This is a genomic window from Antarctobacter sediminis, assembly GCF_019218285.1.
GTDB lineage: Bacteria > Pseudomonadota > Alphaproteobacteria > Rhodobacterales > Rhodobacteraceae > Antarctobacter > Antarctobacter sediminis.
Map to the genome: position 1 here is coordinate 545,173 of NZ_JAHUZG010000003.1, position 26,449 is coordinate 571,621.

Annotated in this window: 34 protein-coding genes; 24 read left to right on the forward strand and 10 right to left on the reverse strand. The window is 62.8% G+C overall.

What is annotated here, in order from left to right; genetic code table 11:
* The first annotated feature begins 214 nt into the window (after positions 1 to 214).
* The 13 genes from KJP30_RS17595 (at position 215) to ureG (ending at position 8,049) form a co-directional block, all read left to right on the forward strand.
* A complete protein-coding gene (locus tag KJP30_RS17595; protein WP_218450640.1) occupies positions 215 to 1,057 on the forward strand; it encodes an urease accessory protein UreD in 843 nt (280 codons plus the stop codon).
* A 4-nt stretch (positions 1,058 to 1,061) separates the two neighbouring features.
* Positions 1,062 to 1,364 (forward strand): urease subunit gamma, encoded by a 303-nt coding sequence (locus KJP30_RS17600; protein WP_218450641.1) that lies wholly within the window; start codon positions 1,062 to 1,064, stop codon positions 1,362 to 1,364.
* Positions 1,365 to 1,395: 31 nt separating this feature from the next.
* Entirely contained in the window at positions 1,396 to 1,566 is a 171-nt protein-coding gene (locus KJP30_RS17605; protein WP_246594595.1) for a peptidase M23, read from the forward strand.
* Complete coding sequence (locus KJP30_RS17610) at positions 1,563 to 1,880, forward strand: urease subunit beta (protein WP_218450642.1); 318 nt, start codon at positions 1,563 to 1,565, stop codon at positions 1,878 to 1,880. Before KJP30_RS17605 ends, KJP30_RS17610 begins: the two co-directional genes overlap by 4 nt.
* 48 nt (positions 1,881 to 1,928) lie before the next feature.
* Positions 1,929 to 2,747 (forward strand): cyclase family protein, encoded by an 819-nt coding sequence (locus tag KJP30_RS17615; protein WP_218450643.1) that lies wholly within the window; start codon positions 1,929 to 1,931, stop codon positions 2,745 to 2,747.
* Positions 2,748 to 2,806: 59 nt separating this feature from the next.
* Complete coding sequence (locus tag KJP30_RS17620) at positions 2,807 to 3,058, forward strand: antifreeze protein (protein WP_218450644.1); 252 nt, start codon at positions 2,807 to 2,809, stop codon at positions 3,056 to 3,058.
* Positions 3,058 to 3,453 carry a carboxymuconolactone decarboxylase family protein gene (locus KJP30_RS17625; RefSeq protein ID WP_218450645.1) on the forward strand — a complete coding sequence of 132 codons (396 nt, stop codon included), beginning with the start codon at positions 3,058 to 3,060 and terminating at the stop codon, positions 3,451 to 3,453. Before KJP30_RS17620 ends, KJP30_RS17625 begins: the two co-directional genes overlap by 1 nt.
* Before the next feature lie 4 nt (positions 3,454 to 3,457).
* Complete coding sequence (locus tag KJP30_RS17630; protein WP_218450646.1) at positions 3,458 to 3,937, forward strand: GFA family protein; 480 nt, start codon at positions 3,458 to 3,460, stop codon at positions 3,935 to 3,937.
* A gap of 9 nt (positions 3,938 to 3,946) precedes the next feature.
* The gene (ureC, locus tag KJP30_RS17635) at positions 3,947 to 5,656 is read left to right on the forward strand and encodes an urease subunit alpha (protein WP_218450647.1); all 1,710 of its coding nucleotides are present in this window, start codon (positions 3,947 to 3,949) and stop codon (positions 5,654 to 5,656) included.
* 93 nt (positions 5,657 to 5,749) lie between these two features.
* Positions 5,750 to 6,337: a hypothetical protein gene (locus tag KJP30_RS17640; protein ID WP_218450648.1), complete on the forward strand. Its 588-nt coding sequence runs from the start codon at positions 5,750 to 5,752 to the stop codon at positions 6,335 to 6,337.
* The gene (locus KJP30_RS17645) at positions 6,334 to 6,810 is read left to right on the forward strand and encodes an urease accessory protein UreE (RefSeq protein WP_218450649.1); all 477 of its coding nucleotides are present in this window, start codon (positions 6,334 to 6,336) and stop codon (positions 6,808 to 6,810) included. Before KJP30_RS17640 ends, KJP30_RS17645 begins: the two co-directional genes overlap by 4 nt.
* A complete protein-coding gene (locus KJP30_RS17650) occupies positions 6,800 to 7,441 on the forward strand; it encodes an urease accessory protein UreF (protein WP_246594596.1) in 642 nt (213 codons plus the stop codon). The genes KJP30_RS17645 and KJP30_RS17650 overlap by 11 nt, the downstream gene beginning before the upstream one ends.
* Positions 7,438 to 8,049, forward strand: coding sequence for an urease accessory protein UreG (ureG, locus tag KJP30_RS17655; RefSeq protein WP_218450650.1), 612 nt, complete (start codon positions 7,438 to 7,440; stop codon positions 8,047 to 8,049). Before KJP30_RS17650 ends, ureG begins: the two co-directional genes overlap by 4 nt.
* 305 nt (positions 8,050 to 8,354) lie before the next feature.
* Here ureG and KJP30_RS17660 read toward each other — a convergent pair whose 3' ends face one another.
* Positions 8,355 to 8,789 carry an RbsD/FucU family protein gene (locus tag KJP30_RS17660; RefSeq protein ID WP_218450651.1) on the reverse strand — a complete coding sequence of 145 codons (435 nt, stop codon included), beginning with the start codon at positions 8,787 to 8,789 and terminating at the stop codon, positions 8,355 to 8,357.
* A 141-nt stretch (positions 8,790 to 8,930) separates the two neighbouring features.
* Between KJP30_RS17660 and KJP30_RS17665 the strand changes: the two genes are divergently transcribed.
* Complete coding sequence (locus KJP30_RS17665; RefSeq protein WP_224874568.1) at positions 8,931 to 9,317, forward strand: acyl-CoA thioesterase; 387 nt, start codon at positions 8,931 to 8,933, stop codon at positions 9,315 to 9,317.
* 21 nt (positions 9,318 to 9,338) lie between these two features.
* Here the strand turns inward: KJP30_RS17665 and KJP30_RS17670 are convergent, their stop codons facing one another.
* From KJP30_RS17670 to ettA, 5 genes are all read right to left on the reverse strand, one after another.
* Positions 9,339 to 9,545, reverse strand: a complete 207-nt coding sequence (locus KJP30_RS17670; RefSeq protein ID WP_218450652.1) for a cold-shock protein — start codon at positions 9,543 to 9,545, stop codon at positions 9,339 to 9,341.
* A gap of 262 nt (positions 9,546 to 9,807) precedes the next feature.
* A complete protein-coding gene (locus tag KJP30_RS17675; protein WP_218450653.1) occupies positions 9,808 to 10,278 on the reverse strand; it encodes a hypothetical protein in 471 nt (156 codons plus the stop codon).
* Positions 10,279 to 10,360: 82 nt separating this feature from the next.
* Positions 10,361 to 10,774 carry a DUF1036 domain-containing protein gene (locus KJP30_RS17680; RefSeq protein WP_218450654.1) on the reverse strand — a complete coding sequence of 138 codons (414 nt, stop codon included), beginning with the start codon at positions 10,772 to 10,774 and terminating at the stop codon, positions 10,361 to 10,363.
* 129 nt (positions 10,775 to 10,903) lie between these two features.
* The gene (locus tag KJP30_RS17685) at positions 10,904 to 11,176 is read right to left on the reverse strand and encodes a hypothetical protein (protein WP_218450655.1); all 273 of its coding nucleotides are present in this window, start codon (positions 11,174 to 11,176) and stop codon (positions 10,904 to 10,906) included.
* Positions 11,177 to 11,192: 16 nt separating this feature from the next.
* On the reverse strand, positions 11,193 to 12,848 hold the full coding sequence (gene ettA / locus KJP30_RS17690) for an energy-dependent translational throttle protein EttA (RefSeq protein ID WP_218450656.1): 1,656 nt from the start codon (positions 12,846 to 12,848) through the stop codon (positions 11,193 to 11,195).
* Between the two features lie 166 nt (positions 12,849 to 13,014).
* On the opposite strand from ettA, the gene KJP30_RS17695 reads away from it, so the two are divergent.
* From KJP30_RS17695 to dacB, 3 genes are all read left to right on the forward strand, one after another.
* Positions 13,015 to 14,289, forward strand: coding sequence for a methyl-accepting chemotaxis protein (locus KJP30_RS17695; RefSeq protein WP_218450657.1), 1,275 nt, complete (start codon positions 13,015 to 13,017; stop codon positions 14,287 to 14,289).
* 188 nt (positions 14,290 to 14,477) lie between these two features.
* The gene (locus KJP30_RS17700) at positions 14,478 to 15,071 is read left to right on the forward strand and encodes a nicotinate-nucleotide adenylyltransferase (RefSeq protein WP_246594636.1); all 594 of its coding nucleotides are present in this window, start codon (positions 14,478 to 14,480) and stop codon (positions 15,069 to 15,071) included.
* Positions 15,072 to 15,129: 58 nt separating this feature from the next.
* Positions 15,130 to 16,644, forward strand: a complete 1,515-nt coding sequence (dacB, locus tag KJP30_RS17705; protein ID WP_218450658.1) for a D-alanyl-D-alanine carboxypeptidase/D-alanyl-D-alanine endopeptidase — start codon at positions 15,130 to 15,132, stop codon at positions 16,642 to 16,644.
* Between the two features lie 69 nt (positions 16,645 to 16,713).
* Here the strand turns inward: dacB and KJP30_RS17710 are convergent, their stop codons facing one another.
* Together KJP30_RS17710 and KJP30_RS17715 are read right to left on the reverse strand one after the other, a co-directional pair.
* Positions 16,714 to 17,142 (reverse strand): L,D-transpeptidase, encoded by a 429-nt coding sequence (locus KJP30_RS17710; protein WP_218450659.1) that lies wholly within the window; start codon positions 17,140 to 17,142, stop codon positions 16,714 to 16,716.
* 180 nt (positions 17,143 to 17,322) lie between these two features.
* Positions 17,323 to 17,745 (reverse strand): tellurite resistance TerB family protein, encoded by a 423-nt coding sequence (locus KJP30_RS17715; RefSeq protein WP_218450660.1) that lies wholly within the window; start codon positions 17,743 to 17,745, stop codon positions 17,323 to 17,325.
* Positions 17,746 to 17,844: 99 nt separating this feature from the next.
* On the opposite strand from KJP30_RS17715, the gene KJP30_RS17720 reads away from it, so the two are divergent.
* Positions 17,845 to 19,422 carry a lysine--tRNA ligase gene (locus tag KJP30_RS17720; protein WP_218450661.1) on the forward strand — a complete coding sequence of 526 codons (1,578 nt, stop codon included), beginning with the start codon at positions 17,845 to 17,847 and terminating at the stop codon, positions 19,420 to 19,422.
* A gap of 73 nt (positions 19,423 to 19,495) precedes the next feature.
* Complete coding sequence (locus KJP30_RS17725; protein ID WP_218450662.1) at positions 19,496 to 19,912, forward strand: DUF4864 domain-containing protein; 417 nt, start codon at positions 19,496 to 19,498, stop codon at positions 19,910 to 19,912.
* Between the two features lie 10 nt (positions 19,913 to 19,922).
* Here the strand turns inward: KJP30_RS17725 and KJP30_RS17730 are convergent, their stop codons facing one another.
* Entirely contained in the window at positions 19,923 to 20,597 is a 675-nt protein-coding gene (locus tag KJP30_RS17730; RefSeq protein WP_218450663.1) for a hypothetical protein, read from the reverse strand.
* A gap of 151 nt (positions 20,598 to 20,748) precedes the next feature.
* Between KJP30_RS17730 and parA the strand changes: the two genes are divergently transcribed.
* Together parA and KJP30_RS17740 are read left to right on the forward strand one after the other, a co-directional pair.
* Entirely contained in the window at positions 20,749 to 21,390 is a 642-nt protein-coding gene (parA, locus tag KJP30_RS17735; RefSeq protein ID WP_218450664.1) for a ParA family partition ATPase, read from the forward strand.
* Positions 21,391 to 21,412: 22 nt separating this feature from the next.
* Positions 21,413 to 22,255: a DUF6206 family protein gene (locus tag KJP30_RS17740; protein WP_218450665.1), complete on the forward strand. Its 843-nt coding sequence runs from the start codon at positions 21,413 to 21,415 to the stop codon at positions 22,253 to 22,255.
* Between the two features lie 172 nt (positions 22,256 to 22,427).
* Here KJP30_RS17740 and fsa read toward each other — a convergent pair whose 3' ends face one another.
* The gene (gene fsa, locus KJP30_RS17745) at positions 22,428 to 23,081 is read right to left on the reverse strand and encodes a fructose-6-phosphate aldolase (protein ID WP_218450666.1); all 654 of its coding nucleotides are present in this window, start codon (positions 23,079 to 23,081) and stop codon (positions 22,428 to 22,430) included.
* Between the two features lie 56 nt (positions 23,082 to 23,137).
* On the opposite strand from fsa, the gene KJP30_RS17750 reads away from it, so the two are divergent.
* The 3 genes from KJP30_RS17750 to KJP30_RS17760 all read left to right on the forward strand — a co-directional run bounded on the left by KJP30_RS17750 (position 23,138) and on the right by KJP30_RS17760 (position 26,448).
* Entirely contained in the window at positions 23,138 to 25,339 is a 2,202-nt protein-coding gene (locus KJP30_RS17750; RefSeq protein ID WP_218450667.1) for a primosomal protein N', read from the forward strand.
* Positions 25,340 to 25,459: 120 nt separating this feature from the next.
* Positions 25,460 to 26,257 carry a S49 family peptidase gene (locus KJP30_RS17755; protein WP_218450668.1) on the forward strand — a complete coding sequence of 266 codons (798 nt, stop codon included), beginning with the start codon at positions 25,460 to 25,462 and terminating at the stop codon, positions 26,255 to 26,257.
* A complete protein-coding gene (locus KJP30_RS17760) occupies positions 26,254 to 26,448 on the forward strand; it encodes a hypothetical protein (protein WP_218450669.1) in 195 nt (64 codons plus the stop codon). The genes KJP30_RS17755 and KJP30_RS17760 overlap by 4 nt, the downstream gene beginning before the upstream one ends.
* The last annotated feature ends 1 nt before the right edge of the window (position 26,449 follow it).

A 26,449-nucleotide genomic window follows, 5' to 3' on the forward strand; every position in this document is an offset into this window, starting at 1 on the left:
CCCGAGTCATCTGGCGCAGGTCGCTTGCGGTCAATCTTGCGTCGGGATTGGACTGCGACCCGGCGGGGAATGCCCAAAAATTCACCTCTTGCGAGTGTGATTGGTGAATTATTAATCGTGCAGGTCGATCAAAGGGCGGTCGGCGCGGACCTGTCTGTTGCAATATTGGGCAGGGGCTGGCGGTAATGAGGCAGAACACGTCGCCGGGGGGGCAATGGCACTACAACTGCGCAAGGAACGCCCGGCCGAGGCCGCGGCCGGGGCGGCTCTGCCCCGGGCGCGTGGCACGCTTGATCTGGCGACCAAAACGCGCGGTCCTGTGTCGGGCATCGACCGGTTGCGGACTTCGGGGTGCCTGCGGGCGCTGTTCCCCCGGCGGTCCGCCGGGGTCGAGGCAATTGTCATCAACACCTCGGGCGGTCTGACCGGCGGCGACCGGCTGGACCTTGGCGCCAGCGCAGGGGCCGGATCGCATCTGACGCTGACGACACAGGCGGCAGAGCGGGTCTATCGCGCCAGTGCAGATGTGGCGCGGGTTGAAACCCGGCTGAACGCGGCCCCCGGGGCGCATCTGCAATGGGTGCCACAGGAATTGATCCTGTTCGAAGGGGCCCGCCTGCGGCGGCGGCTGCGCGTCGATCTGGCAGGTGATGCCCGTTTGTTGTTGGTCGAGCCGGTGATCTTTGGCCGCAGCGCCATGGGTGAACACCTGACGGACATTGGGTTCGATGACCGGATCGAGGTCTGGCGCGAGAATGCGCCGCTCTATCTTGATGCGCTGCGCCTGACCGGGGACTTGCAAGCGCAGATGGCCCGGCGCGCGCTGGGCGGTGGCGCGGGGGCCATGGTCAGCCTTGTCTATGTCGCCCCCGACGCCGAGGCGCATCTGGGCGCGGTGCGCGCGATGCTGCCCGATACCGGAGGCGTGTCCTTGATGCGGGACGATATGCTGGTGTTGCGCCTGCTGGCACCGGACAGCCTGTACTTGCGCCGCAGCCTCTTGCCCATTCTGGACCGGCTCAGCCGGGACACACTGCCGACTTCGTGGAGACTCTGACGACATGCAACTGACCCCGCGCGAAAAAGACAAGCTGCTGGTCGCGATGGCCGCCGAGGTGGCGCGCAAACGCCTGAGCCGTGGCGTAAAACTGAACTACCCAGAGGCGATTGCCCTGATCACCGATGCCGTGGTCGAAGGCGCACGCGACGGCCGTTCGGTCGCGGACCTGATGCAGGCAGGGGCCGAGGTCATCACCCGCGAGCAATGCATGGAGGGCGTGCCCGAGATGATCCATGAGGTTCAGGTCGAGGCAACCTTTCCCGATGGCACCAAGCTGGTGACGGTGCACGATCCGATCCGCTGAGGGCGGTCGCAATCTGAACAAAACAGGGGACATGAAGATGAAGACACTGGTGACATTCGGCGCGGCCCTTCTGGCGGCGGGTCCGGTCTGGGCGCATGAGGGCGGGCACCTGCACCCGCACGGGATGGAAAGCGGCCTGTCGCTCTTGCCGATGGCGGCGCTGATTGGCGTGGCGGCCCTGATCGCCTGGAACCGCAAATGATCCCGGGAGAGCTTTTCCCCGCTGACGGGGATCTTGTGCTGAATGCGGGCCGCGAGGCGGTGACGCTGCGGGTGGCCAATACCGGGGATCGCCCGGTGCAGGTCGGTTCGCACTATCACTTTGCCGAGGCCAACCCGGCGCTGGATTTCGACCGCGCCGCAGCGCGTGGGCTGCGGCTGGACATTGCGGCGGGGACGGCTGTCCGGTTCGAACCGGGGCAGGCACGTGAGGTGCAGTTGATCCCGATTTCAGGCGCGCGCCGTATCTTTGGTTTCAACCAGCAGGTGATGGGCGCGCTGGACGAAAAAGGGTGAGTCGGCACAGACTGGGGGTTTGAAGGACCAACCAGGGAAGGAAAGACCATGTGCGATCTTTGTGTAATGGAGACGGTCAAGGAAAGGATGCTGTCGCGGCGTTCGTTCTTCAAAGCCAGCGCCGCCGCAGGGGCGGGGGCGGTTATCGGCGCCAGTGCCGCTGCGCCCGCCATGGCCGCAGCACATGGTGGTGTCGTGGACATGACGCATACCTTCGACGAGAGCTTTCCGACCTATTTCGGTGTGCCCGGAATTTCCTACGAAAAGGGGGCTGACTTTGCCAAGGACGGGTTCAACCTGTTCAGCCTGACGATGAACGAACACACCGGCACACATGTGGATGCGCCGCTGCATTTTTCGGCTGACGGGCAATCGGTGGATGAGATCCCGGTGGGCAACCTCGTCTGCCCGCTGGTCAAGGTCGACATTGCCGCCCGCGCCGCCGAAGACCCGGACACCATGCTGACACCGGACGATCTGAAAGCCTGGATCGCCGCCCATGGCGACATTCCCGATGGTGCCTGCGTGGCGATGGATTCCGGCTGGGGTCCAAAAGTGGCCGGTGATGGGTTCCGCAACGCCGACGGCGATGGCGTGATGCATTTTCCGGGCTTTCATGTCGAAGCGGCCAAGATGCTGATGGAGGAAACGGGCGCTGTGGCGATTGCTTCGGACACGCTGTCGCTGGACCCGGGCAATTCGGCCACCTTTGACACGCATTACGCATGGTTGCCGACCAACCGCTACGGGATCGAGAACCTTGCCAATCTGGGCAATGTACCTGCCGCCGGGGCAACGCTGATCGTTGGCGCGCCCAAGCATGCGCGCGGCAGCGGTGGCCCGGCCCGCATCCTGGCGATGGTGTAACGCCCATGTTCCGGTCATCCCCTTATGAAATCTGGATAAACGCTTCGCGCTTTGCCTGTATGGCGGCCGAAGCGCAGGCGGTTGTTTCCATGCGTCTGTTGGGGATGGCCGGGCTGTGGTCCGTCACTCCGCAAGAGACGACGCGCATGATGCGCGAAAAGACCGAGAAGTTCCCACTGGCGATGCAGGAAGCGACCCGCGCCGCCTTGCGGGGGGACGACCCGTTTGGCGCGGCCCTTGGGCCGCTGCATCGCCAGACCCGGGCCAATGCCCTGCGGCTGGCGCGGCGCGGACCGAAATGGAGACTGTGATGGCGACGGTGAAACTCTTGTCCGACGATGAGTTGAGCGCCGATGCAAAAGCGGTTTTCGACGACATTCGCGCGGTGCGCGGCACGGATTTCATCAACAACTTCTGGCGGGCACTGGCGCATGACCCGGCGCTGTTGAAGGCGACGTGGGATCGGCTGAAGGCGGTCATGGGGCCGGGCGCGTTGGATCCGCTGGTCAAGGAAATGCTCTACGTCGCCGTTTCGGCCACGAATGGCTGTGCGTATTGCGCGCATTCCCATACCGCCAGTGCGCGGGCCAAGGGGATGACGCCAGAGATGTACGGTGAACTGCTGGCCGTGATCGGCATGGCCAACCAGACCAACGCGCTGGCCAATGCGATGCAGGTGCCGGTGGACGACCTGTTCAAGGAATGACGCGATGCCGGTTCGTCTGAAAGGATCCTGCCGCTGTGGTGCCTGCGCGTTCGAGGTCGATAGCCACACGCCATATCCCTACATGCGATGCTATTGCTCGATCTGCCGCAAACTGGCTGGCGGCGGGGGCTATGCGATCAACATCATGGGCGTGGCCCAGACGCTGACCATTACCGGGGCGGAGGTCATCGGCAAGATCAGAGTTGAGAAAGACGGTGCCATCAGCCCCATGTCCCGCAGCTTTTGCACGCGTTGCGGCACGGCCCTGTGGGGCTGGCACCCTGAGTGGCCGGACCTGTTGCACCCGTTTGCCTCGGCCATCGACACGGATCTGCCGGTGCCGCCAACACGTGTTCACATGATGCTGGCGGACAAGGCTCCGTGGGTGCAGCCCGACATTCGCGAGGGGGATCTGACATTTGACGGTTACCCCGACCAGTCCATCGAAGACTGGCACAAGACCCGAAACCTCTGGATCGACTAGGACGACAGGATGCCCGCCAAGATCAAACGCTCTGACTATGCCGCCATGTTCGGCCCCACCACCGGCGACCGGCTGCGGCTGGCTGATACCGACCTGATCATCGAGGTGGAAAAGGATCTGACCACCTATGGGGAAGAGGTCAAGTTCGGTGGCGGCAAGGTGATCCGTGACGGCATGGGGCAGGCCCAGACCACGCGGGCCGAAGGTGCGGTGGACACGGTCATCACCAATGCGCTGATCGTGGACCATTCGGGGATCTACAAGGCGGATGTGGGCCTGCGCGATGGTCGCATCCACAAAATCGGCAAGGCGGGCAACCCCGATACCCAGCCGGGCGTGGATATCATCGTCGGGCCGGGGACAGAGGCCATCGCCGGTGAGGGCAAGATCCTGACGGCGGGCGGGTTCGACAGCCACATCCACTTTATCTGCCCGCAACAGATCGAGGATGCGCTGCATTCCGGCCTGACCACCATGCTGGGCGGCGGCACCGGGCCTGCGCACGGGACGCTGGCCACCACCTGCACCCCCGGTCCGTGGCACATCGGACGGATGTTGCAGGCGGCGGATGCTTTTCCGATGAACCTCGCCTTTGCGGGCAAGGGCAATGCCTCGCTGCCCGCCGCGCTGGAGGAACAGATCCGCGCCGGGGCATGCGCGCTGAAACTGCACGAGGATTGGGGCACGACGCCCGGCGCCATCGACTGTTGCCTGAGCGTCGCCGATGCGATGGACGTGCAGGTGATGATCCATACCGATACGCTGAACGAAAGCGGGTTTGTGGAGCACACCGTCAAGGCCATGAAGGGCCGCACGATCCACGCCTTCCACACCGAGGGAGCGGGCGGCGGCCATGCCCCGGACATCATCAAGATCTGCGGCGAAGAGCATGTCTTGCCTTCTTCGACCAACCCGACGCGGCCCTTTACCGTGAACACGCTTGAGGAACACCTCGACATGCTCATGGTGTGCCACCACCTCGACAAGTCGATCCCCGAGGACGTGGCCTTTGCCGAAAGCCGCATCCGGCGTGAGACCATCGCCGCCGAGGACATCCTGCACGACATGGGGGCCTTTAGCATCATCGCCAGCGACAGCCAGGCCATGGGCCGCGTGGGCGAGGTGCTGATCCGCACATGGCAAACCGCCGACAAGATGAAGAAGCAGCGCGGACGCCTGTCCGAGGAAACCGGCGACAACGACAACTTTCGCGTCCGCCGTTATATCGCGAAATACACGATCAACCCGGCCATCGCCCATGGTATCGGGCATGAGATCGGCAGCATCGAACCGGGCAAACGTGCCGACCTTGTGTTGTGGAACCCCGCGTTCTTTGGGGTCAAACCGGAAATGGTGCTGATTGGCGGCACGATTGCCTGCGCCCAGATGGGTGATCCCAATGCTTCGATCCCGACACCACAGCCGGTCTATACCCGGCCGATGTTCGGCGCCTACGGGCGCAGCGTGGAAAACTCGGCCGTGGTCTTTGTCTCCGAGGCCGCGCAGGCCGAGGGGGTCGGTGCCGAACTGGGGCTGGCCAAGCAGACACTGGCAGTGAGGAACACCCGTGGCATTGGCAAGAAGGATCTGGTGCTGAACGATGCCACGCCCACGGTCGAGGTGGACCCGGAAACCTACGAAGTGCGCGCTGATGGCGAGTTGCTGACCTGTGAACCGGCCAGCGAACTGCCCATGGCTCAACGGTATTTCCTGTTCTGAGAGGGCCGGGCGGGGCCGTCGCTTGAACTCGGCCAGTGGCTCACGCAACATGGGCCACACTGCCCCCCCCTGCCCATCGAATGGAGAGTGAAGATGCGCGCAATTGGCTTGGCTGCCGCCCTGATCCCCCTGTCCCTGCCGGTTTTTGCCTGTCCCACCGGGGCAGATGTGGCAAAGGGCATTCGGTTCACCGTCGAAGAAACGGACAAAGAGGAATACCGTCGCATCGGGCCCGCGATGATCGAGGCGATCTATTCCACCGCGGACGGTGCTGCCACGCGCAACCTGTTGGCGCAGGGTGTCTATCTTGTGGAACTGGTCGATCTGATCGACGGGACGCCGGATCAGACGACCCGCATCACCTATGCCTTTCCCGGTCGTGCCGAGGACCTGAAACTGCCAGAACCGAATGGCGAGGTCGCCTATGATGTGGCGATCAACAATTTTGGCGACTTTGACAAGGAACGCCAGATCTATGACTTCGGCCCGATGGCCAAGATCAACTTTGGCTCCTGTGAATACGACATGATCCCGATCGAGATCCGCTATGACCCGGACGACGCGAACACCGTGGACATTCTGTACTACCTGCCCGAGTTCGGTTTTTCCTTTTACGCGGGCAGCGACTATGACGGCGGGTCCGACCGCTATCGTTACTCTAATATCGAGGTGATCGAGTGAGCGAACTTCCCGTGGCGCAGCAGCTGGAGCGCGCCGAAGACAGGCAGGGCGGGGCGCAGGCGCGCGTCGTTCTGGACTACGAGGCGCGGTTTTTGCGCCGCAAACGTCTGACGACGGAAGATGGCTGGCCATTTGTCGTCGATCTGGAGCAGACCACCTCATTGGACGCGGGCGATACACTGGTGCTTGGCGACGGGCGGCGGGTCGAGGTTGTGGCCGCCGCCGAAGAGGTTCTGGAAGTGCGCGGCGACAACCTGCCCCGGCTGGCTTGGCACATCGGAAATCGGCACACGCCGTGCCAGATTAGCGAAGGACGGTTGCTGATCCAGCGTGATCCGGTGATCCGTCACATGCTGGAGCATCTGGGCGCGGGGATCAACGAAGTGGTCGAGCCCTTCACCCCCGAAGGCGGTGCCTATGGACATGGCCGCACGCACAGTCACGAACACGGCCACACCGCCCATGCCCATTGACCCGCGCCTTCTGACCCTGACGCAATGGCTGTCTCCGGCCTATCCGGTGGGGGGCTTTGCTTATTCCCATGGGCTGGAAAGCGCGGTGCGGGCCGGGTGGGTGACGGATGCAGGATCGTTGCGCGACTGGCTCGAGGACATTCTGACTGAAGGGTCCGGCAAGGCGGACGCGCTGTGGATCAGGCTGGCGTGGCACGGCGAAACGCCTGCTGCCGAACTGGACGCCCTTGCCCGCGCGTGGCAGCCCGCACGCGAAAGGCTGCGCGAGGCCGACCGACAGGGGGCGGCCTTTGCGCGGGTCACGGCAGAGGTCTGGCGGCTGGACTTGCCGCCGATGCTTTTGCCGGTGGCGCTGGGCACGGCGGCACGCCAGATGGGCATGGCGGTCGAAGAGGTCGCCGCGCTTTACCTGCAATCCTTCGCGGGCAACCTTGTATCGGCCGCGCAGCGGTTGATGCCTCTGGGACAGACCGCGGCGCAGGCCGTGCTGGCCGAACTGGCACCCGTATGCGCCCGCGTGGCCGCGGACACAGAGGCGCAGACCTTGGACGACATGGTCTCTTGTGCCTTCTTGTCTGACGTTGCGGCCATGAAACATGAAACGCTTGAACCAAGGCTATTCCAGTCATGACACGGATGAACGGCCCTTTGCGCATCGGCATCGGCGGACCCGTCGGCGCGGGCAAAACCACCCTGACCGCGCGGCTTGCGGAACGGTTGAAGGACGATTTCTCGATCGGTGTGATCACCAATGATATCTACACCCAAGAGGACGCCGAGGCGCTGATGCGGATGCAGATTCTGCCGGCGGATCGGGTGATTGGGGTCGAAACTGGCGGCTGCCCGCATACGGCAATTCGCGAAGATGCCTCAATCAACCTCGCAGCGGTTGCGGAAATGCGCGACAGGCATCCCGAGGTGGAAATCGTACTGATCGAATCCGGGGGGGATAACCTTTCGGCCACTTTCAGCCCGGAACTGGCGGATCTGACCGTCTATGTGATCGACGTGGCCGCGGGTGAGGAAATTCCGCGCAAAGGCGGACCGGCGATCACACGCTCGGATCTGTTGGTCATCAACAAGACGGATCTTGCACCCTATGTCGGCGCCTCGCTGGAGGTGATGGACAGGGATGCAACACGGGTCCGCGCCGGGCGGCCCTTTGTCTTTTCGGCGCTCAAAGGCGGGGAAGGAGTCGATCAGATCGTTGCGCAACTGCACGAGATCGCAGGCCTCTGATCCGGGGCGGGGCTCAGGCGGCGCGCTCGCCGAGGTCCCAAAGCGGGGAAAGCCGTCCCGCTGGTCTGGTATCTGCCCCGGGGTATCCGGGAAAAACACGGTTTTTGAAGCTGTGGGGCTGGTCGATCAAAACGCGGCCCAGTCGGTGAACTTGTAGGTCTTGGGCTTGGTCATGCCGGGAACCGGGGTCGTCGGCTGGGTGGGGCGGGGTTGATTGTGCTTGGTCATCTTGTGTCTCCTTCTATGCATACCAACATGGGAGAAGGAGCATTGTTCCGACAGTCACGAAAACCGTACCGCCCGGTTCAGTCGGGCGGAATGACCCCTTTCTTCAGGATAATGTTGCCATAAAGCCTTGTTTCGCCGGTTTGAATCACGGCAAACGCGGTCTTTGCCCGGTCGTAGAAGGCAAAGCGTTCCAAGGTCGAAATTGGCGCTGGGGTATCGGCGGTTTGGTCGATAATGCGCTGAAACTCGGTAACAATTTCCGGCATGGCATCTGCGTTTCCGACGACCTGCATGGTATGGGCGGGATCGGTGACGAAACTGTCCAGCGGCATCAGGGTCAGCACGGCCTTCAGCACCTGAGTGGCGGGCAGACCATCCAGCCGGTGAACCTGACAGCCCATTGAATAGGCGGGGAAATTCGCATCGGCGATGACGATCTCATCGCCGTGCCCCATGGCGCGCAGCGCGTGCAGGATGTCGGGCGACAGGATGGCCGGGATATTGCGCAGCATGAAGGGTCCTCCGGAATACCTGACCATGAAACCCCGGCCCCTTGGGCGGTGCAAGGGGGAATGCCTGCGCTGATGCGGGCCTTTTGCCGTCAGGAAAACCGTCTAGAGTGGGCCAAACGGTGCGGACAAATGAGAGGCGGCATGGAAAACGAGACACCAAGGGGCCTGCCGACATTGCGGACACTGGCAATGCCCGGCGACGCCAATGTCAGCGGTGACATCTTTGGCGGCTGGGTCCTCAGCCAGATGGATCTGGCCAGCGGCATCATTGCCGGGCAACGCGCGCAGGGGCGGGTGGCGACGGTGGCCGTCGACGCGATGAAATTCATCCGCCCGGTCAGCATCGGTGATGTGCTTGAGGTCTATGGCTGGGTTGAACGGGTTGGCCGTACCTCGATGGGGATCGGGCTGGAGGCCTGGGTGATCCGCAACCGGATCGGCAAGCGCGAGAAGGTGACCGAAGCGGTCTTTACCTACGTGGCCCTGGACGAAGAGGGCAACAAGCGCAAGGTTCCGCCCGAGGCCTGAACAGACCCCGGGCGGTCAGGATCAGAGCAGTTCCAGATCCGACGCGCTTTCGCGGCCGTCACGGCCGGTGCGCAGTTCGAAGCTGACTTTCTGGTTGTCCTGCAGGCCGGTCAGGCCCGAACGCTCGACTGCAGAGATGTGGACGAAGATGTCCTTGCCGCCGCCTTCGGGCGCGATGAAGCCGTAGCCTTTGGTGGTGTTGAACCATTTCACGGTGCCGGTGGGCATGTGAGAGTCTCCAAGAATTTTGCCGCACGCGGAAGTGCTGCGGCTCGGCAATGTCAGAGCAGTATCGGTTGCGCTGACGCCGGATACCGGAGACAGGTAGGCGATAGTGGTAACGTAGCGCTTCTGGATATGGCAGCTTTGGTGAGTCGAGGCAAGATGGATTGACGCGCCGGTCCCGGCGCGTGAAGCTGTCGCTCATCCATGTCGGCAGGCTTTTGCCTGAACCGGGGCAGTCAGGCAAGCCCCGGTTCCGTCCCGTTGTTCAGTTTCGGGTCAATTCCCCGCTCACCTTGTTGGTATAGCTTTCGCCGCCCGCGTCGAATGTGCCACCGCCGGTGATCGAGGCCCATTTCCCGGTGCCGCCCATCACCATCCAGTCGCCCTGTGTGCGACCCTCGGCGCTGAGGCCCGTGGCGATCCATTTGATCACGGCCACGTCTCCGTCGCCGTCGGTGTAGCGGCACAGGCCATCGCCAGACACCGCGCCCTTGTCGATCAGAATGGCGCCAAAGCAGGGGCCGGATGCGCTGGCAAAGGGGTTGTCCGGGCTTTCCGTTTCGAACCGATCGTACATCGAGGTGGCATGGACAACGACCAGCCCCTCGCTCACCGGCATCGGCGTGGCCGTCGATGTGCCGTGTCCAATGCCGGTGGCGTCGATGGTTTCGGAAAGAACAGGGGTGGAAAAAACAACAAAGACGGCCGCTAGGGCGCTGAAACGGGTCGAATACATGATTTTCTCCTCCGGAAACGGCCCCGGTTGGGCCCGGGGCGCGTTCAGGAGGATAACATGAAACCGCGCGGACGCGGCGGGATCAGTTGCAGGTGAACCGCTCTGTCCACGTACCCCAGTTGTTCATGTCCATGTTGCGCTGGCGAAAACCGTAGGTGTTCGACGAACCGCGAATGCGGAAATGCCGCGCAGACCCGCGCCAAAAGATGCGGCTGTTCACCGGGGCGATGCTTTCCGCATAGGTGTAGAAGATCCGGTTGGTGGTGAAGCCCACCGTGGCGGTTTCACCGGGAGCCAGGTTCCACCAGCCGCGTGTGATCCAGTTGCCCGAGAGGTCCCGGTAATGGATAGCCGTCTGAATGCGGCGGTTGCAGGCGTTGAGGTAGATAATCGTGAACTGGTTGTTCTGGGCGTATTGGGTGTCTGCCTGGGCGCGTGTTTCACCGGCGGAAAACGCCGTCATAAGGCAGAGCGCCAGCATGAGAAGACGATGCATGTAAGGATCCTTGCCAATAATTTGCTGTTGTTAAGAAAAGTTAAGACAGCCCGAACCGAACGGTCAAGCACGTAGCTGACCTAGGGTCGTCACAAGCGGCTGGCAAGTAAGGATTCCTTGCCTTTGCCGCTAGATTTCGCCCCGCGAGAGTTTTCCTGCGAGGAAGATCAAAAGGTAAAAGCCCCAGACGATTACCAGCAACTTCAACGCCAGCCGAGTGGGTAGATAGATGTAAAGGACGCCGAAAATGCCCGAGCAGAGACAACCGAAGAAAAGGTAGAATGCCGGCTGTTTCGAAAAGTCGATCTGCTGGCCAAACAACTCGAAACGGCTGCCGACCCAGAACATCAGCGCAATCGACGAAATGGCGATCGTTGCGCCGATCGCCATCCTCTTGTTCATTCTGACCGCTCCGGTGTCAGCGCGTGAATTTCTTGTGCTTCAGGCGGGTCGGTTCAAGGGCATCGGCGCCAAGGCGGCGCTTCTTGTCCTCTTCGTAGTCTTCGAAGTTGCCTTCGAACCATTCCACATGCGCCTCGCCCTCGAAGGCAAGGATATGCGTGCAGATCCGGTCGAGGAAGAACCTGTCGTGCGAGATGACCACGGCGCAGCCCGCGAAATCGACCAAAGCGTCTTCCAGCGCCCGCAGCGTTTCCACGTCTAGGTCGTTGGTCGGTTCGTCGAGCAGGATGACGTTGCCGCCTTCTTTCAGCAGGCGCGCCATGTGGACGCGGTTGCGTTCGCCGCCGGACAGCAGGCCAACCTTTTTCTGCTGGTCGCCGCCCTTGAAGTTGAAGGCCGAGCAATAGGCGCGGCTGTTCATCTCGGCATCGCCCAGCTTGATCTGCTCTGCTCCGCCGGAAATTGCCTCCCAGACGGTTTCGTCAGCGGACAGGTCATCGCGGGACTGGTCCACATAGGCCAGTTTCACCGTGTCGCCGTATTCCAGCGTGCCTGCGTCGGGGTTCTCGTGCCCGGTCAGCATCTTGAACAGGGTAGATTTACCCGCGCCGTTCGGGCCGATCACACCGACGATACCCCCCGGCGGCAGCGAGAACGAAAGGTCTTCGATCAACAACTTGTCGCCCATGGCCTTTTTCAGGCCCGAAACCTCGATCACCTTGGCCCCAAGGCGCGGACCGTTGGGGATGATGATCTGCGCGCGGGAAAGCTTTTCGCGTTCGGACTGGTTGGCAAGCTCGTTATATGCGCTGATCCGGGCCTTGGACTTCGCCTGACGCGCCTTGGCGCCTTGGCGCATCCATTCCAGTTCGCGTTCCAGCGTCTTCTGCTTGGCCTTGTCCTCGCGGGCTTCCTGTTCCAGCCGCTTGGCCTTCTGCTCCAGCCAGCTGGAATAGTTGCCTTCGTAGGGGATGCCGCGGCCACGGTCCAGTTCAAGGATCCAACCGGTGATCGAGTCGAGGAAATACCGGTCGTGGGTGACGATCAGGATCGTGCCCTTGTAGTCGATCAGGTGGTTCTGCAACCAGGCGATGGTTTCCGCGTCGAGGTGGTTGGTCGGTTCGTCCAGCAGCAGCATGTCGGGCGCTTCAAGCAACAGCTTGCACAACGCAACGCGGCGGCGTTCCCCGCCCGACAGGCTCGAAACATCGGCATCGTCCGGTGGGCAGCGCAGCGCCTCCATGGACACGTCGACCTGGCTGTCCAGATCCCAGAGGTTCTGGCTGTCGATCACGTCTTGCAGCTTGGCCATCTCGTCGGCGGTCTCGTCCGAGTAGTTCATGGCCAGTTCGTTGTACTTGTCGAGAATGGCCTTTTTCTCGGCCACGCCCAGCATGACGTTTTCGCGCACGCTGAGCGACTCGTCCAGCTTGGGTTCCTGCGGAAGATAGCCGACCTTGGCACCCTCGGCGGCCCATGCTTCGCCGGTGAAATCCTTGTCGAGGCCGGCCATGATCTTCATCAGGGTCGACTTACCGGCGCCGTTGACGCCGACGACACCGATCTTGACGCCCGGAAGGAAGCTTAGCCGGATGTTTTCAAAGCATTTCTTGCCGCCCGGATAGGTCTTGGAGACGCCATCCATGTGATAAACATACTGATACGAGGCCATGATCCGCTCCTGTCACGCGTGCGCAATGTTCGTGACGGAGTAGCGCGTTGGGGCGGGCGGTGCAATCGGCGGCGAAAACTCGGGAAAATTTGCCTTAAACCGATCTAAAGATTTCGGGGTCATCTACGAATGGATCGCCGCTGGGCGGGCATCTGGAGAGGTCGGGATGATGCAAGGAAGGCCAGAGCAGGGGCAAGGCTGTCTTGGCCTGCGCTGGTGGCTGGTGTTGTGGGTCGCGGGGCCTGCGACGGGTTTGTCACTGCTGGTCGGTGTCTTTGCGGGCTGGTGGTTCGGGGGCGCGGGCTGGTTGCCGGTTGCGTTGGCCTTGTTGCAGGCCTTGATCGTTTGTGTGGCTGCCCTGTTTGCGACCAAGGCAATCGTCCGGCGTCTGGCAGAGTTGCAGGCTGCCGTGCTGCAAAGCGCGGCGGGCGGTTCGGTCGATCTGCCCGAGCGGACATCGGGGGATGAGATTGGCGCCTTGTCGCGGGCGGTCGCTGAGATGCAAACCGCTCTGACGCAGGCGCGGCACGATCCGGCCAAGGCCGCGCAGCAACAGGATCTGGACGCGCTGCGAACCGGGCTGGAAACCCTCGCGTCTGGCAGGCTCGTGGCCTTGTCCGTTTCCGATCCCGGGGTCGTCCGCGCTTTTGACGCGGTTCAAACCTGTTTGCAGGTGCTTGCGGCGCGGCGTCGGGCCGACCAGCAACAGGCCACCGCAGGGAGAGAGGAACTGGCAGTCAAAGCGGCGCGGATCGTCGAACACGGGCAAACAAGGATCGAAGCGGTGACGCAGTTGTACACGGCTATCTCCGCGCAAGAGACCGACCTGCGGGAGGCGTCGGTCCGGGCGAAGGAGGACGTGACAGCCCTGACTTTGGTGCGCGACGGGATCGCCACAGGGGCGCAATTGCGTGGACAGGCGGTCGAGGCCATGGGCAGCATCGTGACATCGACCGAAGAGATCGGTCGCGTTGTCGAAGTGCTTGAGGACATTGCCTTTCAGACCAACCTGCTGGCGCTGAATGCCGGGGTCGAGGCGGCACGGGCCGGGCCTGCCGGCCGGGGTTTTGCTGTTGTGGCTGAAGAGGTCCGCGGCTTGGCCGCACGATCGGCGGACCGCGCGGGCGAAATCCGGGACCTGGTCGAGGCGTCGCGTGACAGGGTCGATCAGGGCGTTCGTCTGGTTGCCGCCCTCGGACGCGCGATTGCTGATACGCGGGGTGACGTGGCTGCGCTGGCCGGTCGCAGCGACGCATTGGCAGACCTGGTCGCCAATCAGGCAGAAGCAGTGGCAGAGCGCGCCCGGAGGCTCGACGATTTGGCCGGGGAGATGGCAAAAGACATGGCGCAGGCCACTGCTCTGCACGGTCACCTGGTCGATCCGCAGCCGTCCCCGACGGTGGCAGGGCCGTTGCCTGTGCCTGAAAAACGCGCGGTATAAGGCCGATGGCAGGTCGCGCGATGCCGGTTTCTTGCACATCCCCGGGCAACCGCGTATCCGCATCGGCGGCGCGCTGGCGCGCGCCTCAATCGGGAGGAGGCGGCGTGCCACAGGCGAATGTGCAGCAATCACCACTGGCCGCGCCGGGGCGTATCGCTCTGCGCAGCGGGGGCGTTGATGCGCAAGCCCTGCGCCCGGGTTCCCGGGTCGGCTTGTTGGGCGGCTCTTTCGATCCGCCTCACGCGGGGCACCTGCATCTGTCGCGCGAGGCGCTCAAACGGTTCGGGCTGGATCGTGTCGTATGGCTGGTCAGTCCCGGCAATCCGCTGAAACCCAATCCGCCCGCGCCTTTGGCTGAACGGATCGCGGCGGCGAGGGCGCTTGTTGACGATCCCCGGATCACAATCAGCGATTTCGAGGCACGCTCTGGCACGCGCTATACCGCCGAAACGTTGATCGCACTGCGGCAGAGCTTTCCCAATGTGCGCTTTACCTGGTTGATGGGGGCCGACAATCTGGCGCAGTTCCATCGGTGGGAAAATTGGCAAGGCATTCTTGAAACGGTGCCCGTTGGCGTTTTGGCCCGGCCGGGGTTGCGCACGGCGGCGCTGTTTTCTCCGGCGGCGCGGATCTATCGCGCGGCCCGGATCCCGGCGCATGCGTCGCAGTCTTTGGGGCGGACCCGGGCGCCGGGCTGGTGTTTCGTGAACATCCCGATGATGAATGTCAGTTCTTCTGCCATCCGGGCTGCGGGCCACTGGGCAACAGGCAGGAAAACGTGAAGCGGCAAGCGCCAGTTGCCGGTTGCCGGGAGGGGCGGGATTCGCTTAGATCTGCGGCATGACGCATGGCATTTCCAGACGTGCCTTCCTGGGAGGAGCGGCAGGCGCCGCGCTTGGCGGCGCAGGTTTGCCCGCTTGGGCGCGTGCCCCCGAAACATCGTTACGCCCGGTTGCGCGGTCCGATGATTTTCGCAAACTTGTCCAGCCGCCGGCAGAGGCGCTGATCGAAAGAGCCGCGCTGGATGGCGAGGTCGGCTTTGCGGTGGCGCGGCTGCGCAGCGGTGAGATGCTGGAAACGCATTCGCCTGACGCCGCCCTGCCACCGGCAAGCGTGGCCAAGGCGGTGACGGCCGGTTACGCGCTGGATGTGCTGGGGCCGGGGCATCATTTCGTTACTCGTGTGATCGCTACCGGGCCGGTCAAGGATGGGATCGTTCAGGGCGATCTTGTGCTTGCGGGCGGGGGTGATCCGACATTGGACACCGATGCTTTGGCTGATCTGGCGCAAGCGGTCGGTGCGGCGGGTGTGACAGGCGTCACAGGCGGGCTGAAGGTTTGGGGTGGCGCGCTGCCCTCCTTGACCGGTATTGATGCCGCGCAGCCGGATCACGTGGGCTATAACCCCTCTGTTTCCGGGTTGAACCTGAACTATAACCGGGTGCATTTCGAATGGCGCAAGGCTGGGGCGGATTACACCGTGACCATGCAGGCGCGGTCTTCGTCGCATCGGCCGGACGTGCGCATGGCGCGGATGGACCTGATCGACCGCAGCACGCCGATTTACACCTATCAGGACAGCATCGGGCGCGACAACTGGACGGTGGCCCGGCGTGCGCTGGGTGATGGCGGTGCGCGCTGGTTGCCCGTCAAAAAGCCCGAAGCCTATGCGGGCGAAGTGTTCCAGACCATGTTGGCCGCCCATGGCGTGACGGTTGGCGCCTCGACAATTGCCTCCGCGTTGCCCGAGGGCCGTGAACTGGCCCGTCATGACAGCGCGCCATTGCGCGTGATCCTGCGCGACATGCTGAAATGGTCGACGAACCTCACAGCCGAGGTTGTGGGGCTTGCCGCTACGGTGGCGCGGACCGGAGTCGTCCCCGCCTCGCTAGAGGCGTCGGCTGCGGAAATGAACCTCTGGGCGCGGGAGAAGCTGGGGGTCTTTGGCCTTGCGCTGGTCGATCACTCGGGGTTGGGCGACCAAAGCCGCATCAGCGCGCTCCAGATGGTGGGCTGTCTGCGTGGACTGCGTTTGACCATGGGGATCAAGCCGCTGCTCAAGGACATCCCCATGCGCGACAGCAACTACAAGGTGGTCGAGGATCACCCGCTGAAAGTGCGCGCCAAAACCGGGACGCTGAATTTCGTCAGTGGTCTTGCCGGATTCATCGACCTTCCCGACGGCACCGAGCTGGTCTTTGCGGTCTTTGCCGCCGATGTGCCGCGCCGGTCGGCCCTGACCGTGGATCAGCGCGAGCGTCCCGAAGGCGGGCGCAGTTGGAACAGTCGGGCCAAGATCCTGCAACAGGGGCTGATTGGCCGTTGGGGTGTGCTTTATGAAAGCGATCCGGTCTAGTCAGCGCCGTCGAAATGGAAAAGGCCCCGCAGACGGGGCCTTTCCTTTGCGTGGCAGCAGATTTCGCGATCAGTTGTCGATCACGACCTTCATGTTCTTTTTGCCGACCTGACGGGTCAGTTCGAACAGGACTGCCGCATGTTCGGGGTGCAGGCGCACGCAACCGGCAGAGGCGGGACGGCCAAGGCGGCTGATCTGGTCGGTGCCGTGGATCGCGTAATCCCCGTTGAAGAAGATGGCGAAAGGCATCGGCGCGTTATTGTAGATGCTGGACTTGTGGTACTTGGACAGCCAGTAGGCATTCCATTGGCCGCGCGGGGTGTGCTTGCCCTGACGGGCGGTGGAAACGGGCCAGCGATAGGCCACCTTGCCATTGTAGATTACGGTCATGGTTTGAGTCGACACATCGACCTTGGCCACCAGCGGGGCCGCCATGGACATCAGCGGGGTAAGGCAGAGCATCGCCGCGCCAAGCGCGGCCGCATAAAAACGATTCATTTGTCCCTCCAGGTAAAAGCTTGGCAGCTTCGGCGAAAAAATGCCTAGAAGGACATTACTACGCGGTTACCCGCTGGTCAGTCGGGGATACCTGACCTTGCCCGCCACGGGCCTAGAGCGTCGAAATCTATGGGATTTCTGCAACAGCCCGGGGCAGATTCGCGAGGATTCAACGCAGTTTCACAGTTTCAGATGACGGGCCCGGGCACCGCGTTCGATCGCGGCGGCATGTAGCCGGTCGATATTCAGCTCATAGCGAATCTCTTCCAGCAGGCGCAGTTCGGCCTCTTGCAGCGTGCCGTCGGCGGCGGCGACATCGCAGGCCAGCGCATAGGCGGTTTCAAACAGGCGTTCCGGCAGATTGTCCCGGATCAGCCCGAACAACGCATCCAGCCCGTCCTCTTGTTCGAACAGTTCGAACACAAGGCTCGACATGGCGCGGACACGGTCGGCATCGTAATCGGCAAAGACCGGCAGGATCTTGACCGCCGCGTCGATCTTGACCAGTTCGACAGTCCGCACGTTCTCATCCGAGACGGAGACAGCGATCATCAGCGCCACAAGGCAATCCTGCGGGCTGAGCGGATGGGTTTCGTCGTTCATGGGGGCCTCGGTCTGTCGCTTGGTCGCTCTGCAATTTATTGACGCAGACCCCGAGGGGCAATAGGAAGCGCGCGCAACATTTCCCCAAGGAGAAACGAAATGTCCGATCTGCGCGACGCCGCGATGAGTGCAAAGGCATGGCCTTTCGAAGAGGCGCGTCGGATCCTCAAACGGTATGAAAAGGCACCGCCCGAAAAGGGTTACGTGCTGTTCGAGACAGGCTATGGCCCCTCGGGTCTGCCACATATCGGCACCTTTGGCGAGGTCGCGCGGACCACGATGATCCGCCGCGCCTTTGAGGTGATCTCGGACATTCCGACCCGGCTGATCTGTTTTTCCGACGACATGGACGGCATGCGCAAGGTTCCGGGCAACGTTCCGAACCAAGACCGCCTGCGCGAAGACCTTCAGCGCCCGCTGACCAGCGTCTATGACCCGTTCGAAACGCATGAATCCTTTGGCCACCACAACAACGCCATGCTGCGGCGGTTCCTCGATACCTTCGGGTTCGAGTACGAGTTCATCTCGGCCACCGAATTCTACAAGAGCGGCCAGTTCGACGAAATCCTGCTGCGCGCGGCGGAAAAATATGATGACCTGATGGCCATCATGTTGAAATCCCTGCGTGATGAGCGGCGCGAGACCTATTCGATCTTTCTGCCGATCCACCCCGAAACCGGCCGCGTCCTCTATGTGCCGATGAAGAACGTCGATGCCGCCAAAGGTGAGATCACCTTTGACGATGAGACGGGCCGCGAATGGACCCTGCCCGTGACCGGCGGCAACGTAAAGCTGCAATGGAAGCCGGATTTCGGTGCCCGCTGGGCTGCGCTGGGCGTCGACTTCGAGATGTACGGCAAGGACCACAGCACAAATACGCCGATCTATGACGGCATCTGCCGGACGTTGGGCGTGCGCCCGCCGGAACATTTCACCTATGAACTGTTCCTCGACGATAAGGGGCAGAAGATCTCGAAATCTTCGGGCAATGGCATCTCGATCGACGAATGGCTGACCTATGCCTCGACCGAATCGCTGTCCTATTTCATGTTCCAGAAGCCCAAGACCGCCAAACGTCTGTTCTTTGACGTGATTCCCAAGGCGGTGGACGAATACCACCAGCAGTTGCGGGCCTATCCGGGGCAGGATCTCAAGACGCAGGTCAACAACCCGGTCTACCACATCCACAACGGTGACGTGCCCGAGTCGAAGATGGTGGTGCCTTTCTCGATGCTGCTGAACCTCGCTTCGGCGGCCCATGCGGAAAACAAAGAGGCCATGTGGGCCTTCATCAACCGCTATGCGCCCGAGGCGACGCCGGAGACCCATCCCGATCTGGATGCCGCGGCCGGTTTCGCGGTCAAGTACTACGAGGATTTCGTCAAGCCGACCAAGGTGTTCCGCGCCCCCGACGAAAAGGAACGCGCCGCGATGCAGGATCTTGCCGCGCAACTCAAGGCGCATGACGGCGCGACGGATGACGAAACGCTTCAAAGCCTCGTCTTCGCGGTGGGCAAGGCGCATGATTTCGAGAACTTGCGGGACTGGTTCAAGGCGCTTTATGAGGTGCTTCTGGGTCAATCGCAGGGGCCGCGTTTCGGCGGTTTCATCGCGCTGTACGGTGTGAATGAAACCGTTTCCCTGATCGAAAAGGGATTGGCGGGCGAACTGGGCTGAACGGCCCCGCTGCCCCGGCATTTGACGGAGCTGCCTCGTGGCTTACCTTTGGGAAAGCCACGAGGAGACCGACATGCGTAAAATGATTTTGGGGCTGGCCGTTGCGGCCAGCCTGTCCGGGGCGGCCTTTGCACAGGATGCGCTGACCCCGAACCCGCAGATCCAAGGCATCATCCAAGGCCAGATCGACGCCTTCCTTCAGGACGATTTCGCGACGGCCTTCGACTTTGCCAGTCCGGGGATTCGCAACGTGTTCCGCACGCCTGAAAACTTTGGCGCCATGGTACGCAACGGCTATCCGATGGTCTGGCGTCCCAGCGACGTGCGTTTCGGTACGTTGAGACAGCTCGACGGCGGGCTTTGGCAACAGGTCCTGATCCAAGACGAAAGCGGCGCCTCCTTCATCGTCGAATACAGGATGGAGCAGGTCGGAGGCGACTGGCGCATTTCCGGCGTGCGTGTCGTACCGGCACCGGGCGTGTCGGCCTAAACTGCGCCCCTCAAAAATCGGTCCACAGACCCAGCTTCAAGCCCATGGAGCTGTCGCCTGTGATGCCCCATGTTACCCCGGTCTCTACTTTCAGCGGGCCTTTGAGCGGCAGCACAAGCGAGGGGGCCAACCGCACGAAAGGATCACGTCCGTCCGGTTGACCGGTCTGTATCTGTAGGATCAGCTTGCGGTTCTTGGGCAGGCCTCGGCCCCACGTGAGATCGACTTTGTAGTCAACCTTGCCGCTGTCAACATAGGCTTCGGCCACGCTGTCGATGGACAGCCACCCTTTCTCCAGCCCCCAGCCGATGGAAATCCCGGGCCGCAGAACCTTTTCGCCCGAGATCACCCCGACCCCAAGTTGCACCGTGGCCTGCGCGCCGCTGTCCGCCGACCGGATTGGCCACTGAAAGAACATGACCGATTTTCCGCTGCCGCCGACGGAATGACCGATGTCCACCCCAAGGGTCAGACGGTCGGTCACGCCATATTCGAAGAACAGCGTCGAATAATCTTCGGTCGGATCCATCGAGGTCCATGTCTCGACATCCTGCGGCCACCCCAACCGGATCGACAGGCTGCCAAATCCCGTGCCTTGCTTACGCGGCCAAGCCCCCGCCAAAGCAGGCTGGGCGGCAAGGCAGGTGACCAGAACGGCCCCCAGGAAAGCGGCGGCAGGACGCATGGCAAGGCTCGTGGAAGCGGCAATCGGTTAAGCAGTCGTTTACGATCCTAGGGACAGGGTGGTTAACGGAAGGTGAAGCTTTTGCGGCGGGGGGCTGGATTCCACCTTGCCGCAGGTGCACAGTCCGTGACGAATTCTTTCGGGGGACATGATGACGGGACGAGTGATCACGGTGGCGCAGCAAAAGGGCGGCAGCGGCAAGACAACGCTGGCCGCGCATCTTGCGCTGGGCTTTCACGGGCAGGGCAAGCGGGTGGCCGTCGTCGATCTGGACCCGCAGGGCAGTCTTGGCCGATGGTTCATGACCCGGATGGACACCATGCCCGAGGCCTGCGAAGGGCTGGATTTCGCCACCTCTTCGGCCTGGGGGATTTCTTATGAGGTGCGCAAGCTCTCGGCCGCCAATGACATAGTCATCATCGATACGCCGCCCAAGGCCGACAGCGACCTGCGCCCGGCCCTGCGTGTTGCCGATCTGGTGGTGGTGCCGGTGGCGGTCAGCCACGTGGATCTCTGGGCGACCGAAGGGGTGCTGGATCTTGCCGCCAGGGAAAACTGCGCCACCTTGCTTGTTATGAACCGCACGCGCGCGGGAACGCGCCTGAACGCCGAAGTGGCCGAGGCCGCAACCCGGCTCGGTGCCGAAGTCGCCTCTGCCAGCCTTGGCAACCGGGTCGGCTATGCCGAGGCCCTTGGGCAAGGGCGCGGCGCCCATGAAGGCGCCAAGACCCCGGCCCGCGATGAGATCGCCGCCCTGCTGCAAGAGGTGGCGGAGCGGCTCGGGACCGGGTAAGGGGGCGCTCAGGAGGCCCTAGATGACCGATCTCGATGAACTTTCCCGCCTGATCCGCGCCGATGCCGAGGCACGTGGCCAGACGATCTCGCGCCTGGGCTATTTTTGCGCACCGTTCCGCCCCGACACCGGACCCTTCTCCGACAAGGTCATCAAGGTCTACCGGGGATTGCGCGATCAGACGGCGCTCGACCGCTTGCACCGCTGCCATGACGACTATGTGGCGGCCCTGCTTGCAGGTGGCGTGCCGATGCCCGAAACCGAGTTTCACCTGTTGAACCTCGACGGCGCGCGTGTGCCGGTGATCGTCCAGCAGGCGCTGCCGATCAACAGCCTGATGCGCCCGCGGATGCAGAAGGAAGACCTGGACTCCACGCTCAAGATGATGGAGGCCGCCGGTCAGGTGATTGCCCATTTCTGGCTCTGGGCGCGCGAGCAGGAAGGCCGGATCGGCTTTCATCCCTCGATCCGCAACTTCGCGGTGATCGACGATCAGGCCGTGTTCTTTGACACTTTTCCGCCGCTGATCGACTACACGCGCGACGAAATGGGCCGCATGCTGCTGACCTTCTCGGACAGCCGCCTGATGCGTATGGTCGGGCCGCTGATGCAGAAACGGGTGACAGGCATTCAGGACGAATGGTATTCGCCGCCGGAAACGCTGGTTGGTCTGGTCGGATCTGCCTGCCGCCTGCGGCCCGACGACGCCGGTGCCTATCTGGACTGGGGGCGGGAGTTCGTGGTGCGGGAAATGGCGCCTTGGGCCCAAGAGGCGCTGGCGGGCATGAAAGAACCGCCGAAACTCCCCGGCTACTGGACCGGGTTCCGCAAGCTTCTGGGCTTGCAGGGCGAACCGAACGTCTAGAACCCGGTAAGGCCGCGCCACACGACATAGGTCAGCCCCGTCCTGCCAAAGACCGCTTCGCGGGAGAGTATTTTCACCAAGAAGAAGTCTCAGGCGCTCGCGCCCTGTTTCTTCTTGGATCCAATACTCCGGGGGTGTGGGGGCAGAGCCCCCACTGCGTCCTCGCCGCGGATCAGACGATCTTGATGCCCGCGCTTTCCGCGTCTTTCAGGAACTGGGCAAGGCCCTTGTCCGTCAGAACGTGGTTCGCCATGGCCTTGATGACACCCGGAGGTGCGGTGGCCACGTCTGCGCCAATCTTGGCGCATTCTGACATGTGGTTGGCCGAACGGATCGAGGCGGCGAGGATCTGTGTTTCGAACCCGTAGTTGTCATAGATCTCACGGATATCGGCGATCAGTTCCAATCCATCGAGGTTCAGATCGTCCAGACGGCCAATGAAGGGCGAGATGAAGGTTGCGCCGGCCTTGGCGGCCAGCAGGGCCTGATTGGCCGAGAAGCAGAGCGTCACATTGACCATCTTGCCTTCGTCGGAAAGCACTTTGCAGGCCTTTAGCCCATCCCAGGTCAGCGGCACTTTCACGGCGATGTTTTCGGCGATCTCGGCCAGTTTGCGGCCTTCGGCGATCATGGCGTCGGCCTCTGTCGCGACAACCTCGGCGGACACAGGGCCGGAAACGAGGTCACAGATTTCCTTGGTTACTTCCAGGATGTCGCGACCGGATTTCATGATGAGCGAGGGGTTGGTGGTGACCCCGTCCACCATGCCAAGGTCATTGAGTTCGGCGATGGCGTCGATCTCGGCGGTATCTACGAAGAATTTCATCGGCAGCGGCTCCTTGATGGCTTGGCCTTTCCTGCTCCGCGATTTACCCCTTTTGCATGCCGATCACTACCCCGGAATTCTTTGATGCTGGCACGCTGGTGGGCGTGCTGACCACGCAGCCTCTGGACCGCGTGCTGGATTACCGCGCGCCAGAGGGCGGTTGCTGGCTTGGTGCCTTTGTCGAAGTGCCTCTTGGCCCGCGCAAGGTTTTGGGGGTCGTCTGGGGCGCGGGGCGCGGCGATTTTGATGCTTCGAAGATCCGCGCGGTGAACCGTGTATTGGACGTGGCACCCATGCGGACCGAATTGCGCAGCTTTATCGAGAAGGCCGCCGCCTATACGCTGACGCCCTTGCCGGCGATGCTGCGCCTTGCGACGCGGGCGCCCGGTTTGGGCGATCCACCGTCGATGCGCAAAGTTTATCGGCTGGGCGAGGGTGAGCCATCGCGCATGACAGAGGCCCGGACCCGGGTGATCGATGCCGCACGCGAGATGGGTGGATTGGCCCTGACGTTGAAGGAACTGGCTGAATCAGCGGGCGTGACGACATCTGTTGTAAAGGGGCTGGTCAAGAGCGGTGCGATCCTCGAAGAGGACACGCCGCGCGACACGGCCTTTCCGCGGCTGGATGCGGACTATGGCGGCAAGGAACTGACCGAGGATCAGGCGGCCGCCGCCGAAGTTCTGCGCGAAGGTCAGCGCAGGGGCGGCTATGAGACCGTTTTGCTGAAAGGCGTTACCGGCTCCGGCAAGACCGAGGTCTATCTTGAAGCTGTGGCCGAAGCCTTGCGGGCCGGGCGGCAGGCGCTGGTACTTTTGCCGGAAATCGCGCTTTCGGCGGAATTCCTGACGCGGGTCGAGGCGCGGTTCGGCGCGCGGCCCGCCGAATGGCATTCCGGCGTCACCATGACCGAACGCCGCCGCGTCTGGCGCATGGTGGGGGAAGGCAAGGCGCAAGTGGTTGTCGGGGCGCGTTCGGCCCTTTTCCTGCCATTCCAGAACCTTGGCCTGATTGTCGTCGATGAGGAACACGACACCTCTTACAAGCAGGAGGATGGTGTCCTGTACAACGCCCGGGACATGGCGGTCCTGCGGGCTTCGATCCTTGGGGCGCAGGTTGTGCTGGCTTCTGCCACGCCATCGCTTGAAAGCTGGGCCAATGCGGATGCGGGCAAATACAAGCGGATCGTCCTGACCTCGCGTTTTGGGCCCGCCGTGCTGCCCGAGATGCGGACCATTGACATGCGGGCCGAACAGTTACCGGCGACGCGTTGGATCTCGGGGACTTTGCAGCGGTCGGTGACAATGCGGATGGAACGGGGCGAACAGGCCTTGTTGTTCATCAACCGTCGCGGCTATGCCCCTGTGACGCTCTGCCGGGCCTGCGGGCAGCAGATTGGTTGTCCGCATTGTGACGCTCGCATGGTCGAACACAGGTTTCTCAAGCGGTTGGTTTGCCACCAGTGCGGGGAAAGCGCCCCGATCCCCGAAGCCTGCCCGTCCTGCGGTGTCGAGGGCAAGCTGGCTGCGGTCGGGCCGGGGGTGGAACGTCTGGCGGAAGAGGCGCAGGAGCTGTTCCCCGACGCGCGAATTGCGGTGCTGTCGTCTGACCTTTTCGGAACGGCGCGCGAGCTGAAGGCCCAGATCGAGGCTATCGCCCAAGGCGGTGCCGACATCATCATAGGCACGCAGTTGGTGGCAAAGGGGCATAACTTTCCCCTGCTGACGCTGGTGGGGGTGATCGACGCGGATCTTGGCTTGCAAGGGTCCGACCTGCGCGCGGCCGAACGCACGTTTCAGTTGATGCGCCAGGTGGCTGGGCGCGCCGGGCGGGCGGACAAGCCGGGGCAGGCCGTTTTGCAGACCTACCAGCCGGAACATCCGGTAATCCGGGCCATTCTGGCCGGCGATGAAGAGGCTTTTTGGGGGGCCGAGGCGGATGAACGGCGCGTGGCGGGGATGCCGCCCTTTGGGCGTTTGGCGGGTATCATCCTGTCAGGGGGCGATGTGGGCAAGGTGTTTGACCTTGGCAACCACCTTGCGCGCAACGATGCCGCGCTTCGGCGTATCGGGGCCGAGGTCTGGGGCCCCGCGCCTGCGCCCATCGCTCGTGTCCGGGGGCGACACAGGGTACGCTTGTTGGTCAAGGCCCCGAAGGGCGTTGCCCTGCAAGCGGCACTGGCGGAATGGGCCGGGCAGGTTCGGCTGACCGGGGACCTGCGCATGGCGATCGACATCGACCCGCAGAGCTTTTTCTGAATGCCTCGACCCGCTGGTTTGCCCGCGAAAGGCGCATCTCAAGCGGCAATTGCACCACAACGCCGCGACTTTTCCCGGGCTGCCTTGTTTGTCCGTGGGGTCGCCTCTACATGCCACGCCATGAGACGATGGCTTCCCTTCATGAAATCCGTGCCGCGGGTAGCGGTGGTGCGCCTTCAGGGCGCCATTGGCGTGCCCGGACGATCCAGCATTTCGGACCGATCCGTGGCACCGATGCTGGAAAAGGCCTTTAAGTCAAAGCCCGATGTCGTCGCGCTCGAGATCAACTCCCCGGGTGGATCGCCAGTACAAAGCTCGTTGATCGGTGCGCGGATCCGCCGGCTGGCCGAAGAACACGACGTGCCGGTGCTGGCCTTCGTCGAGGATGTGGCGGCTTCGGGCGGGTACTGGATCGCCAGTGCGGCAGATGAGATCCATGCCGACCCCAGTTCCATCCTCGGGTCGATTGGCGTGATCTCCGCCGGGTTCGGCCTGCCGGTTTTTCTGCAACGTCAGGGGATCGAACGGCGGGTCCACACCGCAGGGACATCCAAAAGCATGCTGGATCCGTTCCAGCCGGAAAAAGAAGAGGACGTCGCGCGGTTGAAACGGCTTTTGGCGCAACTGCACGACACGTTTATCGCGCAGGTGAAAGAGCGGCGCGCGGGCAAGTTGGCCGACAACCCCGACCTGTTCACCGGCGAAGTCTGGATCGGCCAGTCTGCGGTGGAACAAGGGCTGGCGGATGGAATCGGCCACCTTGTTCCGGTGATGAAGGCGCGGTTGGGCGACAAGACCCGTTTCAAACGCTACGAGGCACGCAAGCCGCTGATCCCGCGACTGGGCGCGCAGGCAGTGCAGGGTGCGCTGGGCGAGATCGAGGAACGCGCGGACTACGCGCGTTTTGGCCTGTCTTGATCGTCAAGATCGTCGCCCTCTTCCTTGCGTTCATTGCCGTGCTGGGCTTTTTCGGAAAGCTGCGGGTGCCCGGTGCGAAACAGATCGGTCAACTGCGTGATCGCGCGCGGCTGACGGCGAAGAAATGTCCGAACTGCGGACGCTACCGGATCGGCAAGGACCCTTGCGATTGCCGGAAGGGAAAGAACTAAC